The following is a 13001-nucleotide window of genomic DNA, read 5'->3' as shown; positions in this document are numbered from 1 at the left end:
TCGCCTCCTAGGATGATCTGACCCAGTGGTAACTTACCCGAGGGTCACTTCACGCACGGTAGGGTCTGGACCGTGACGGAGTCAAGACCGGTCGGTACCAAGGGCATGCCCCGCGAAGAGCGCGAGGCGCAGCTCGTCGTCGCCGGGACCGAGGAGTTCGGCCGGGCGGGGTACGCGGGCGCGTCGATGGTCGAGATCGCGCGCCGGGTCGGCGTCACGAAACCGTTGCTGTACCAGTACTTCGGCTCGAAGGACGGCCTGTACCTCGCCTGCCTGCACCGCGCGGGCGGCCGGCTGACCGAGGGCGTCGCGACGACCATGGCCTCCGGCGGCGAGCCCGAACGGATGCCGCTCAAGGTGCTTTCGGCGATCTTCACGACCTTCGACCACGACCGGTACGCCTGGCGCCTCCTGCGCGACGCGACCGTGCCGGGCAGCGGCGACATCGCCACCGCGGCCGCCGACTACCGGCGCCGGCTGGACGCCTTCGCCCTCCTCGGTGCGACGCAGCTGATGACGTCCCGGGGCTTGGCCGACCCGGTCGACATCGAGGCCATCGCCCAGGTCTGGACCGGTGTGGTCGACTCGCTGATCAGCTGGTGGATCGACCGCCCGGACGAGGACGCGACGGCGATGACCGCCCGCTGCGCCCGGATCATGGACCGCCTGTTCGGCTGGTGAGCTCGGCGAGCGCCGCCCGTGCCCAGGCGAACAGTGTCGCGCTGTCGCCGCCCTGGGTCACCAAGGCCGCCGACAGCGTCTCGCTCAACGCCTGCACCGGATCCGGCTTTGCCGCGGCGAAGATCGCCGGGAACGCCATGGCCTGCTGCAACGCGTTGTCGTGCCGCCCGTCCGGGGTGCGGACCAGGGTGTGCGGCACATCGGGGTCCGACAGCAGGCGATCCCACGCCGCCGTCCAGTCGCCGAACGGCGGCGGCAGCGCACGCCCCTCGTCGAGCGCGCGCAACCCCTCGGCGATCCAGGCGACGGTGTCCAGGCCGGCCAGCGTGAACGCGTGACGGGCCAGCCGGCGCGCCAGCGCGTGCTGCACCTCCGGCGCGGCGTCGATCGCGTCCGCGACGAACCCGCGGTCCTGTTTGGCCAGTTCACGCAGGGGATGGGGCAGGTTCAGAATGCGTTCGGGCGGCAGCGAACCGCCCCACTCCCGCAGCAGCCGCTCGTGCCGGTCCTTCGCAAGGGCCTCCGCGGCCTCGCGCTCACGCGCCTCCTGCATGCGCGCCTTGGCCGCCGTGAACTCTTCGGACGTCGGCAGCTCCCGTGCGAAACCGTGCCAGTACGCGGCGATCGCGCTGCGCTGCCGGACAACGATGTCAGGCGCCGGTGGCGCGGGCCAGAACTGGAGCAGGTAGCGGTCCAGCGCGGGTTCGCCGTCCAGGCGGGTGTCGCGGTCGCGGCCCGCGTCCATCCCGGACCCGCTGTAGCGCACGCGGTAGTCGCCCGGTGACAGTTCGAGATCCCACCACTCCCCGCCGCCCCAGGTCACGAGCCGGGCCGCACCCTCCGCGCGGAACGGTGCCTCGACGACGTCCTCGCCGCCGGTGCCGGGCGGCTCGGTGTCGTGGACCTCGGCGGTGAACCCGACCTTCCCGGTGTGCAGGCCGGTGATCAGGAACAACGTCCCGGGGACCGCAGCCCCGCACAGCCCGTTGCGCTGCCCGGCGAAACACGCCGTCAGGTCGCCGTCGAACGGATCACCCCCTTCGCTGTGCACATAGATCTGTCCATAGTGGACGTTTACCTCGCCGTCGACCACGGTGCGCATGGAGTCACCTTTGCAGAAGGGACCGACAGTTTCCGGCGTTGCGGCGTAGCGAAACGGGGTTCCCGCGCGACTGAAAGGGGATAGGTGTCCCGTCGAGAGGTGTCGAATGTCCGACTTGCCCGAAACCGTCCCCGTCGCCGACCGGCGGCTGGCCCGGCGGTTCACGGATGACCTGCTCGACGGCTGCCGCGTCCTCGCCACCGACTACGGCTTTCGGCCGCTCCAGTTCGAACGCATGGTCCGCGAGCACGGCGGTGTCGAGGCCGCGCGGCGGCTGCTGCGTGGTGCCGGGACCGCGGGCGGCTTCGCCCTGCTCTGGGAGAAGAACCAGCTCGCCCGCAGCTCCGAGGCGACGATGCTCCGCCCGGAGTACGAGACGCTGTTCACCGCCGACGAACGCCTGCTCGCCCGCCGCCGGCTGGAGGAGCACGGCTTCGACGTGGACGCCCACCTCGAGCGGGTCACCGCCGAGCCGGTGTGAAGCGCGGCTGAGGTGACCGGCGCCGCTCCGGTCACCCCAGCCGCGGTCAGTGGGCGGCGGGGAACTTCAGCCGGACGATCACGTTGTCCAGGACCGTCGGCGTGCCGCCGTTCATGTCGTTGTTCGTGGACGTCAGCCAGAGGCCGCCGTCGGGCGTCTTCGTCACCGAGCGCAGCCGGCCCCAGCGGCCCGAGAACAGCGTGGACACCGTGCCGACGCCGGTGCCCGCGGCGTTGATCTGCGTCGCGAACAGCTGCTTGCCGGTGACGCCGGCGATGTAGATCCAGTCGTTGACGATCTCCACGCCGGACGGCCCGGCCTGCGACGTCGGCCAGGTCTTCTTCGGCGCGATGAAGCCGCTGCAGCTGCCCTGCGTGCCTTCGCAGCTCGGCCAGCCGAAGTTGCCGCCCTTCTGGATCAGGTTGAGCTCGTCCAGGCTGCTCTCGCCGAACTCGGCCGCCCACAGCTGGCCGCGCGAGTCCCAGGCCAGGCCCTGCGGGTTGCGGTGGCCGTAGCTCCAGACGTACCGGGCGTTGCCGCCGGTGGCGTAGAACGGGTTGTCGCCCGGCGCCGACCCGTCGCTGTTGAGCCGCAGGATCTTCCCGTTGAGCGAACTCTTGTTCTGCGCGTTGTCACTGTTCTTCGCGTCGCCCACGGTGGCGTAAAGCTTGCCGTCCGGGCCGAACCGGATCCGGCCGCCGTTGTGGTAGCGGTTCTTCGCGATCCCGGTGAGCACCGGCGTCGACGTCGAGGACAGCGTGGTGCCGTCGTAGGTCATCTTGACGATCCGGTTGTCGCCGGAAGCCGTGTGGTAGACGTAGATCGCGTGGTCGCTCGCCCAGTTCGGCGAGATCGCCAGGCCGAGGACGCCGCCTTCGCCGGTGGTGGTCACCGCGCCCGGCACCCGGCCCAGCGTGGTCTTCTGGCCGGACGGCGTCACGAGCAGGATCTCGAACCGGTCCCGCTCGGTCACCAGGGCGTTGCCGTTTGGCAGGAAGTCCACCGCCCAGCCGAGGTCGACCTTCGCGATGTCCTTGTCGTACTCCGGGATGCCCCCGGCACCGCCCGGAGCGCTGGTCTTGACGGTCACCGCGTTGCTCGCGGCCGAGCTGTTCCCGTTGGGGTCCCGCGCTTTCACGGTGAAGGTGTAGGACGTGTTCGGGTTCAGGTTCGTGACCGTCGAGGTGAGCGACGTCGTGGACGCGACCTTCGTGGCGCCCTGGAAGACGTCGTAGGCCGTGATCGTGCCGCCGTTGTCCGTGGAAGCGTTCCAGGCCAAGGAAACGCTGTTCGCCGTGACACCGGTCGACCGCAGGCTGCCCGGCACGCTCGGCGGGGTCGTGTCGTTGCTCGGCGGGGTGGTGAAGGCGACGACGTTGCTCTGCTGCGACGGGTTGCCCGCGGCGTCGTACGCGCCCACCGAGATGTCGTAGGCGGTGTTCGGCGTCAGGTTGTCCACGGTCGCGGAAGTCGTGGTCCCGTCGACGGTCTTGAGGACGTTGCCGCCGCGGTTGATCTCGTAGCGCACGATGCCGACGTTGTCGGTCGCGGCGGTCCAGCTGAACGTCGCGGCGGTCGGGAGGATGTTGCTGGCGGCGAGGTTCGACGGCGGCGACGGCGGTTCGCTGTCGCTCGGCGCGGTGAAGGTGTCGGTGAGCTTGTCCGCGTTCGGCCCGCCGTTGGCGGTGGTCGCGGTGGTCCGGACCTTGTTGACCCCGGCGGTCAGCTGCACGGTCGCGGTGACGGTCTTCCACGTCGTCCAGTCGCCGGTGGCGGGGAAGTCGACGGTGCCCTTGTCGCCGCCGTCGACGACCAGCTTCACCGGCCGGTTGTCGGCGGTTCCGTTGGCGTAGCGGAAGGTCAGCGTGTGCGTGCCGGCCTGCGCGGCGTTCACGGAGTACTCGACGTAGCTCCCGGCGACGTTGTCGAAGTTGACGAACCCGGTGCCGGAGTACCCGGCATGGTTCGACTCGACGACGCCCTGGGAGATCACGGCGCTCTCGGCCTCGTAGTCCACAGCTGCTGCGGCGTAAGCGGTTGCCGGCGACATCGCGGTGCCGGCGAGCGCCGCGACGACGATGCCGGCGCGCCACGCGGGGCGGGGTGCCACGGGACCTCCCAGAAATAGTTAGGAAAGTTTCCTATCTATGGGACAGATCACACACCCTGCGAGCGGGTCGTGTCAATACCGGACACACGCCCTCACCCACGGTGAAAACCGGCTTCCCGCTCAGCGGGGCGGATGCGCCCGGACGGCCCAGCGCACAGGGGTTGCGCGGCCGCGCCAAGAGCGCCCCACATGCTGAAACCCGAGTTCCACCAAACTCATCTTTCCCGGCGAAAGTGCGGCTCGGCGAGCCGCGGCCGGGAACGTCAGCCGGCTACGCGGGTTTCCGGGGCCAGCTCTTCGCCCGCCCAGTCCCGCGGTACCAGGAAGTCCGCGAGCGCCGCTTCGGGGCTGCCCGGCTCCGGCGTCAGCTCGAACTCCCAGCGCGCCAGCGGCGGCAGGGCCATCAGGATCGCCTCGACGTAGCCGCCGGTCTGCAGTCCGAACCGGGTGCCGCGGTCGTGCGCCAGGTTGAACTCGACGTAGCGGCCTCGGCGGTAGAGCTGCCACTGCCGCTCGCGGTCGCCGTGCGGGAGATCCTTGCGGCGCCGCACGATCGGCAGGTACGCGGGGGCGATCGCGGCGATGCCCGCCGCGGTGAAGGCCGCCGCGCGGTGCCAGCCGTCCGGGCCCTCGGGGTGCAGGTGGTCGAAGAAGATGCCGCCGACCCCGCGCGTCTCGCCGCGGTGCGGCAGCGTGAAGTACTCGTCGCAGGCGCGCTTGGCCTGCGCGTGGAAGGCCGGGTCGAAGGTGTCGCAGTACGTCTTGAGGGCGCGGTGGAAGTGCGCCGCGTCGTCCGCGAAGCCGTAGCACGGCGTCAGGTCCGCGCCGCCGCCGAACCACCACGTGCCGCCGGACTCGAAGTACCGGAAGTTGGCGTGGAACGCCGGCACGTACGGGTTGCGCGGGTGGGCCACCACCGACAGCCCGGTCGCGAAGAACCCGCTGTCCGGGTCCAGCCCGTGCTGCCGCGCGACCAGCTCGGGCAGGCGGTCGCCGTGCACCGCCGAGCAGTTGACGCCGGCCCGCTCGAAGACGTCGCCGTCCTCCAGCAGCCGCGCCTGCCCGCCGCCCCCGCCGGGCCGCTCCCAGCCGGACCGGCCGAAGCGGGCACCGCCGTCCAGCCGTTCCAGCTCGGCCACCAGTTCCCGCTGCCCGGCGTTCACCATCGCCGTCACGGCTTCCCGTCTGCTGTCCCCACCCGAAAGCATGAACCCCACCCCCACCCGCGAGATTAGCAGCGATCCGCAGGTGGGGGCGGGAATCCGGAAGTCAGCCGGCGATCTCGGCCCGGGCGATCACCTTCGTGATCTTCGCCCGGACGAGTGCCTCCTCGGGGACGGCGTTGCGCTTGCCGTACTCCTCGGCGCGCTCGGCGCCCATGTACCGGCCGCCGATCCGCGTCGCCCACTCGAGCATCTCGTCGTGGTCGTGGGTCAGCCGCGCCTCGGCGGTGAACTGCACGTAGGAGAACGGTGGGCGCTGGTCGTCGACGGCCAGCGAGATCCGCCCGTCGCGCGTGATCGCCTTGCCCTTCAGCGTCTCGGTGCCGGTGTTGAAGATCAGCTCGTCACCGTCCGGCCCCTCGTTCAGCAGGAACCAGATCGGCGTCACGATCGGGGCGCCGTCCTTCCGGACCAGGCCGAGCATGCCCGTCCGGGTGCCTTCGGAAGCGAACTGCCACCACTCTTCACGGCTCATCTCACGCATGAGAGCGACCTTAAATCATACCGCGACGCGTCAGCGTCACCTTTGAGGGTGGCGGTGGGGGCATGGATGGACCGTCACCCGCGCGTGTGCAGAGGGTGGCCGACTAGCCTGGCCTGCTGTGCGAGACGACGAGACCGGGGGCCAGGGCCTGGCCGACGAGGGGCTGACGCGCCGCCTCAAGGCGCTGGCCTGCACCGCGCCGCTGCACGACCTCGACGCGCGGAAGGCGAAGCTCGACTGGGCCGACGCCACGATCTACCAGATGGCCGAGATCGCGCTGCACACGATCGACCAGGTCACCATCGCGATGGACTTCGACACCGGCGCCGGCCACGACGAGGTCATCGACCGGCTGCTGCCGTTCATCGCGGCCCAGGCGCTGTCGCGGATGCCGGAGGAGCACGTCCGCGTCGCGAGGTGGGTGCTCGACAACCTGATCAACGTCGGCACCACCGACCGCGGCTTCCGCCGCGTCTACGGCTCGATGGGGCCGGGCGGCTACCAGCGCCGCCAGTTCGACTTCAAGCTGCTCGTCGAGCTGGCCGCCCCGGACGGCGAGGTCTACCTGCGCGCCACCGACGAGGCGATCAACGTGCTCGTCGGCGCTCTCGACACGGACGTCGAATCGGCGCAGATCGCGGCCGAGGTGAAGCTCGAGAACCTGATCAACCGCGGCCGGCTCGCCGACGCGAAGCTGGCCGCCGAGCAGGCCCGCTACCGGACCGTCCAGTACGGCGAGGTGCTGCGCGCGAAGCTCGACGCGACCCGCCGCGACGTCCGGTCGGTCGACTGGGAGCGCGAGGTCCCGGAGCTGCTCGACAGCGCGCTGAGCCACATCGAAGCCCGCTTCCGCGCCGAGAACGCCATCCTCAAGAACATCACCACCGCCCGCGACGAGACCGAGGACCTCGACCGCAAGCGCCGCGCGGCCGAGCTCGTCGACATCGTCGGCGACTGCATCCGGCGGCACACCCGCCTGCAGTCCCGGCTGGCCGACGCCGGCGCGGTGTTCCGCGCCGAGCAGGACCGCCAGCAGTTCTCCGGCCCGCCGCAGCGCGCGACGCTCGACCTGTTCGGCCAGCTCCTGGTGCCCACCCTGGGCCTGCCGCTGGCCGACGCCGTCACCCCGGCCGAGCACTTCTTCCACGCCGTCGCCGGCATCTCCGCGCCGGTCGTGCCGTCGCTCTCGTCGCTCGTGTCGCTGCTCCTGCGGCCCGCACCCGAGCGCGACCAGCTCGTCGGCGAGATCCCCGAACCGGAGCTGATGCCCGCCGACGTCACCGACAAGTTCGGCGACGACGTCTGGCGCCGCGCCGACGAACTGCTCGACCTGCCCGAGGTGCCGCGCCGGCTGTCCGGCCTGCTCGAAGAGGCCCGCCGCAGCCGCCAGCCCGGGCTCCCGGCCCTGGTCGCGCTGCGCGCGGTCCACGCATACAGTCCCGGGATCGGCGCCGCCCGGCGCCAGGGGGACCGCTCGGTGCTGCTCGCCGTCGACGACGGCACGCTGCTCGACGACCCGGACTTCGGCGGTGCCGACCTGCTCCTGTCCACCGCCGCCGTAGAGCGTGCCGACGAAGAAGAGGAAGTCGCGTAATGGCGCTGTCCCACAGCAGCGTGGACGCCGAAGCCGCGGCCCGGCTGGTCGCCTTCGGCATGCGGCCCAAGCAGCTGCCCGCCCGTGACGTCGTCTACGGCGACCTCGTGCGCCGCTACGGCGAGGACAACGCGTTCAAGGCGCTCACCCACGCCGTCGCCTCCGGGCTCGGGCTGATGGTGCTGGAGGTCAACCAGCAGGCCGGCGCGGTGCTGGCGGCCACCGACGAGTCCGTCTTCGAGATCAAGATGGACTCCTACGCCCGCCAGGCCAAGATCCGCGAGCGCCGCGACACGGAAAAGGTGCTGCACGGCCTCATCCACCTCGCCGCCGCCGCGCTCGGCTACCCGCGCCCGGACGACCTCGCCAACGACACCTACATCGGCCGCGTCAGCGTCGAGCAGGTCGACGCGATGGTCCGCGAAGCCGCCCGCATGCTCGACGAACGCGCCGCCCAGGCCGAGGCCAACAACGACCCGCTGGCCGACGCGCCCGAGCTGGAACAGGCCTGGCGCGCCTACACCCGTCGGCCCGCTGCGGCGGCCACCAAGGACGGCCGCCTCGCCGCCGACACCACCCGCGGCATGGTCTCGCGCGCCCTCCGTTTCCTCGCCGACCAGGGCTTCCTGGTCCCGGTGAGCGACGAGCAGGGCGGCACCTACCGCACCACCCCGCGCTACCAGATCCAGGTCCGCGAACTCGCCGCCGACGCCGCCTTCGACGACCTGCTCGCACTGGACGTCGTGGCCGTCGCGAACGACGGGGGCACGCTGCGCGCGACGTCCTCCGACACGCTCTAAAAGGGGAGTAGATGTACGAGCTTTCGCGGGTCCGCCTGCATTCCGTGGGCCCGGCGGGTGCCCGCTACCAGGACGTCGTGCTCGACTTCAGCGGCGTCGGCGCCAAGATCACCGCGCCCCAGCAGGACGCGCTGTTCAGCGCCGGCATCCACGCGACCGGCCCGGCCGAGCTGCGCCGCCCGTCCCCGGCGAGCGTGCTGTTCCTGGAGAACGGCGGCGGCAAGTCCGTCCTCATCAAGCTGATCTTCTCGGTGATGCTGCCCGGCCGCCGCCAGGTCGTCGGCACGACCAGCACCAAGGTGCTCGAGAAGTTCGTCGCCGCCAAGGACGTCTCGCACGTCGTGCTGGAGTGGCTGCACGTCGAGACCGGCCACCGGATCATCACCGGCAAGGTCTCCGAATGGCGCGGGCACGTCGTCTCCGCCGACTCCGAGAACCTCGCCGACTCCTGGTACTGCTTCCGCCCGACTTCGGCGCTGGGCCTCGACTCCCTGCCGATGACGGCGGAGGGCCGGCTGCTCACCATGTCCGGTTTCCACGACAAGCTCGCCGCGGCGCAGCTGGCCGAGCCCGAGCTGGAGCTGTCCTGGACGCGGCGCCACCACGAGTGGACCGGCCGGCTCGACACCCTCGGCCTCGACACCGAGCTGTTCCGCTACCAGCGCGCGATGAACGCGGGCGAAGGCGAGGCGGCGGACGCGTTCGCGTTCGGCACCGACGAGGCGTTCGTCGAGTTCCTGCTGCGCGCCGTCGTCTCCGAGGACGAGCCGAAGGACCTCGCCGAGGTCGTCTCGACCTACTCGCACAACCTCGCGCAGCGTGGGGACCTGTTGTCGGAACGGGATTTCGTCGCGGGCGCGCTCGATCTGCTCGGGCCTTTGGCCAGTGAAGAGGGCGTCGCAGCGGCGTCGCGGAAGATCGCCGGAGCCGCGAAGGCCGACATGGCCGCGCTGGCCGGCCGGGTCGTCGCGCGCAACGAGCTGGAGAACGCCCGGCTGTCGGGCCTCGAAGACCACGTCGACGAGGTCAAGTCCGCCGAGAAGCTCGCCGAGGGCGACCACCGGCGGCTCGCGGCCGGCGTCACCGAGCTGCGCCGCCTGGTCGCGGTGCTGCGCCTGGACGAGGCCCAGGAGGCCCGCAAGCGCGTCGACGCCGAGCTGGCCGAGGCGAAGACGGCGGCCGAGGCCTGGCGCGAGACGGCGACCGTGCTCAACCAGCTGAACTCCGCCCGCAAGGCCAAGGACCTGCGTGAGCTGGTCGGCAGCCGCGAGGAGAAGGCGCGCCCGGCGCTGCAGGCGCGCAACACCGCCGCGGCCGCGCTGGCCAGGGGCCTGCAGTCGCTGGCGCAGGACGCCCAGCGCCAGGCCGACAAGGCCGAGGCGCACGCGGGCGCGTTGCGCGCCGAAGCCGAGAAGGCGCAGACCGAACGTGACGAGGCCGCCAACCTCGCGGCCGGCCGGCGCGCCGAGGCCCGCGGCCTGACCACCCGGATCACCGAGCTGCGCGAAGAGGTCCAGAACGCCGTCCGCGGCGGGCTGCTGCCCTCGGGCGCCGACGTCGCGGACACGTCGCGGGCGGCCCGTTCGGCGGCCGAGTCCGCGGCCGCCGAGCTGACCCGGCGCGAGCAGGAACTCGACCGCGTCGCGACGGATCTCCAAGCGGCGCAACGGGCCGTGAACGAGGCGCACCAGCTCGCCGGGACCACCCAGGACCGCTTCGAGCGCGCCACCGAGGACCTCGATCGCGCCCACCGGCGCACCGACGCGCTCGCCGCCGAAGGCCGCCTGGTCGAGCTGCTCGGCGCGGACGACGTCGCCCTCGAGAGCGACCTTCCCGTGCTGCTGGAACGGTTGCGCGAGGCGAGCGCGTCCGTCGAGAAGGAGCAGACCGCGCTGCGGATGGAGGAGTCCGCCGACGAGCGGGCCCTGTCCGCGCTCGGTTCCGGCGGGCTGCTGCCGCCGCCGCAGGACGTCCAGGCCGCCCTCGATGCCTTGGAGGAAGCCGGGATCACCGCGTGGTCCGGCTGGCGTTATCTGTCCAAACTGGACGCCGCGCGGCGCGCCGAGGTGCTGGAAACCCTGCCGCAGCTGGTTTCCGGCGTGCTGCTCAACGACGCCGCGCACGCGGACCGCGCTCGCGAGGTGCTGACGTCACGGCGGCTGCTGCCGTCCGCGATCATCGCCGTCGGCACCACCGAGGCCCTGCTGGCCGACGCGGCGGCCGCGCCGGGTGTCGAGTTCCTCGTGCCGCCGAACCCCGCGATGTACGACGAAGAAGCCGCGGACGCCGAACGGGAAGCCGTCGCCCGGCGCAACACCGAGCGGCAGCGGCGGCTGGAAGCGTTGTCCGCCAAGCTTTCCGTGGACGGCGCGTTGACGTGGAAGCTCACGACGTGGCGCGAGGACTACCCGCCCGGCGCCATCGCGACCCTCGCCGAACAGGCCCAGGCCGCCCGTAGCGCGCGCGAGACCGCGCGCACGGCGCTGGCGCAGGCCGAGGCGGAGTTCGCGCGGTTGAGCGAAAAGACGGCGTCGCTGCGCGAGCGCGTCCCGGAGCTGCGGGCCGCGGCGGCCGAGTCCGAGGAGCGGGCGCGGAAGCTGGGCGAGCTGGCCGCGCGCGGCGCCCGGATCGCGGAGTGGACCGAGGACGTCGAGCGCGCCACCGAAGTGGCCGAGCGCGCCGACCTGCAGGCGTCCGACGCCGCCGGCAAGGCCGCGCGGCTGCGGGAGCAGGCGGGGGAGGAGCAGCGCACGGCCGACGGGCACCGCCGGACGGCGACCACCGCCCGCGCCGAACTCGCCGAGGTGCCGGGCGCGGCCGACATCGACGGCACTGTGGACGGCTTGCCGTCCGAGCCGGTCGACGCGCTGCGCCGGACCTACCTGTCGGCGTCCGAGTCGTACGCGAAGGTCGAGGTCGGCAGCGACCTGCGGGCCGAGCTGGAGCAGGCCGAGTCCGCCGAAGCCGCCGCGAGCTCCGCCGTCGAGTCGCTGGACGAGGCCGTCCGCGCCACCGCCGCCGAGCTGCTGGAGACGCCCGACGGCTCCGACGCGTCCGCCCGCGCGGCGGCCCTGGCGCGCGCCCGGCGGGTCGTCGACGGCCTCGAAGACGAGCGCACCGAAGCGATCGGGCTCGTCTCGACGCGGCGCGCCGAGCTGGACGGGCTGCCGCTGCAGAACGGCGTCAACGGGGAAAAGCCGCGCGACATCGAGCACGGCCTGGAGCTGATCGACGCCGCCGGGCTGGAGGTGTCCGTCGCCGCGCGGAAGTGGGAAGAGCTGCAGGAACGCCGCGCCGCGGCCGAGGAGACGCTGGACTCCGCGCGGAACTCCGCGTCCGGCTTCTCGCTGCTCGCCGACTCCCTGGCCCACCTGGTCACCGACAAGGACGCGGACGCCTACGACGGCGACGTCGACACCGCGCGCGCCCAGCACACGCGGCTCAACGCGACGCTCACCGAGGCGCAGGACGCCGCCGACGCGGGCGACCGCCGGGTGCGCGAGGCGGCGGACCAGCTGGCCCAGTACGCGACGGAGAAGCGTTTCGAGAAGCTGAGTACACCGGTGCGCCAGCAGGTGATCTCGGTCAAGCGCGACCAGCTGCCCGCGCACGCCGCCGAGTGGGCGGAGGCGCTGCGGCCGCGGCTGCGGTCGCTCACCGACGACCTCGCGCAGATCGACCGGCACCGCGGCGGCATCATCACCCGGCTGCAGGGCATGGTCGACGGCGCGCTGCGGCAGCTGCGCTCGGCCCAGCGCGTCTCGCGGCTGCCCGACGGCCTCGGCGACTGGTCCGGGCAGGAGTTCCTGCGCATCCGGTTCACCGAGCTGGAGGACAACGCGCTCACCGAGAAGCTCGGCGAGGTCGTCGACGAGGCCGCGGTGGGCAAGACCGCGGACGGCCGCGACGTCAAGCGCGACGGGCTTTCCCTGGTGCTGCGCGGGGTCCGGGCCGCGGCGCCCAAGGGCTTCCGCGTCGACATGCTCAAGCCGGACTCGGTGCTGCGCACCGAACGCCAGCGCGTCTCGGAGATCCGTGACGTGTTTTCGGGCGGTCAGCAGCTGACCGCGGCGATCATCCTCTACTGCACGCTCGCGGCGTTGCGCGCCAACAACCGCGGCAAGGTCCGCAACCGCCACTCCGGCGTGTTGTTCCTGGACAACCCGATCGGCCGCGCGTCCGCCGGGTACCTGCTGGAGCTGCAGCGGGCGGTGGCCGAGGCGCTGGGCGTGCAGCTGATCTACACGACGGGCCTGTTCGACGCGGGCGCGCTCTCGGAGTTCCCGCTGATCGTCCGGCTGCGCAACGACGCCGACCTGCGCGCGGGCCGCAAGTACCTGTCGGTCGACTCGACGGTCCGCAACTCCCTGGACGACCTCGGCGACCCGGACGGCGTCGCGCGGCTCTCGGCGACCCGGATGTTCTCGCGGGTCGGGGACGCCCTCGATCCCGACTCCGGGGAAACCACCGATTCCGCTGAGGACGAACAAACCGCGTGACGGGAACATCGGGCGGCGGTCCGGGGT

At 72.1% G+C, this 13001-nt stretch carries 8 protein-coding genes and 1 pseudogene; 5 read left to right on the top strand and 4 right to left on the bottom strand.

Annotation, left to right across the window (positions count from 1 at the left end; translation table 11 throughout):
- The first annotated feature begins 72 nt into the window (after positions 1-72).
- Entirely contained in the window at positions 73-681 is a 609-nt protein-coding gene (locus VA596_RS24650; protein WP_323330469.1) for a TetR/AcrR family transcriptional regulator, read from the top strand.
- Here the strand turns inward: VA596_RS24650 and VA596_RS24645 are convergent.
- On the bottom strand, positions 656-1783 hold the full coding sequence (locus VA596_RS24645) for a hypothetical protein (protein WP_323330467.1): 1128 nt from the start codon (positions 1781-1783) through the stop codon (positions 656-658). The two genes, VA596_RS24650 and VA596_RS24645, sit on opposite strands and share 26 nt — an antisense overlap.
- Before the next feature lie 106 nt (positions 1784-1889).
- Here VA596_RS24645 and VA596_RS24640 point away from each other — a divergent pair, with 106 nt between their 5' ends.
- The gene (locus VA596_RS24640; RefSeq protein ID WP_323330465.1) at positions 1890-2264 is read left to right on the top strand and encodes a hypothetical protein; all 375 of its coding nucleotides are present in this window, start codon (positions 1890-1892) and stop codon (positions 2262-2264) included.
- Between the two features lie 58 nt (positions 2265-2322).
- Here the strand turns inward: VA596_RS24640 and VA596_RS24635 are convergent.
- The 3 genes and pseudogenes from VA596_RS24635 to VA596_RS24625 form a co-directional block, all read right to left on the bottom strand.
- Positions 2323-4314: pseudogene (locus VA596_RS24635) on the bottom strand (PQQ-dependent sugar dehydrogenase); the annotation flags it as partial.
- 323 nt (positions 4315-4637) lie between these two features.
- Positions 4638-5582 (bottom strand): oxygen-dependent coproporphyrinogen oxidase, encoded by a 945-nt coding sequence (gene hemF / locus VA596_RS24630; protein ID WP_323330462.1) that lies wholly within the window; start codon positions 5580-5582, stop codon positions 4638-4640.
- Between the two features lie 61 nt (positions 5583-5643).
- A complete protein-coding gene (locus tag VA596_RS24625) occupies positions 5644-6081 on the bottom strand; it encodes a PPOX class F420-dependent oxidoreductase (protein WP_323330460.1) in 438 nt (145 codons plus the stop codon).
- A gap of 118 nt (positions 6082-6199) precedes the next feature.
- On the opposite strand from VA596_RS24625, the gene VA596_RS24620 reads away from it, so the two are divergent.
- The 3 genes from VA596_RS24620 to VA596_RS24610 are packed head-to-tail and all read left to right on the top strand — an operon-like array spanning position 6200 to position 12974.
- Complete coding sequence (locus tag VA596_RS24620; RefSeq protein WP_323330458.1) at positions 6200-7675, top strand: hypothetical protein; 1476 nt, start codon at positions 6200-6202, stop codon at positions 7673-7675.
- Complete coding sequence (locus VA596_RS24615; RefSeq protein ID WP_247049175.1) at positions 7675-8475, top strand: hypothetical protein; 801 nt, start codon at positions 7675-7677, stop codon at positions 8473-8475. The genes VA596_RS24620 and VA596_RS24615 overlap by 1 nt, the downstream gene beginning before the upstream one ends.
- A gap of 11 nt (positions 8476-8486) precedes the next feature.
- Positions 8487-12974, top strand: coding sequence for a hypothetical protein (locus VA596_RS24610; protein ID WP_323330454.1), 4488 nt, complete (start codon positions 8487-8489; stop codon positions 12972-12974).
- Positions 12975-13001 lie beyond the last annotated feature (27 nt).

The organism is Amycolatopsis heterodermiae (assembly GCF_034929455.1).
Lineage (GTDB): Bacteria > Actinomycetota > Actinomycetes > Mycobacteriales > Pseudonocardiaceae > Amycolatopsis > Amycolatopsis heterodermiae.
This window is presented reverse-complemented; position numbering and strand designations above follow the sequence as displayed.

Bases quoted from the DNA above. Each gene is read 5' to 3' on its own strand.
- VA596_RS24645 (WP_323330467.1), bottom strand. From the start codon at position 1,783: ATGCGCACCGTGGTCGACGGCGAGGTAAACGTCCACTATGGACAGATC.
- VA596_RS24640 (WP_323330465.1), top strand. From the start codon at position 1,890: ATGTCCGACTTGCCCGAAACCGTCCCCGTCGCCGACCGGCGGCTGGCC.
- hemF (WP_323330462.1), bottom strand. From the start codon at position 5,582: ATGCTTTCGGGTGGGGACAGCAGACGGGAAGCCGTGACGGCGATGGTG.
- VA596_RS24625 (WP_323330460.1), bottom strand. From the start codon at position 6,081: ATGCGTGAGATGAGCCGTGAAGAGTGGTGGCAGTTCGCTTCCGAAGGC.
- VA596_RS24615 (WP_247049175.1), top strand. From the start codon at position 7,675: ATGGCGCTGTCCCACAGCAGCGTGGACGCCGAAGCCGCGGCCCGGCTG.
- VA596_RS24610 (WP_323330454.1), top strand. From the start codon at position 8,487: ATGTACGAGCTTTCGCGGGTCCGCCTGCATTCCGTGGGCCCGGCGGGT.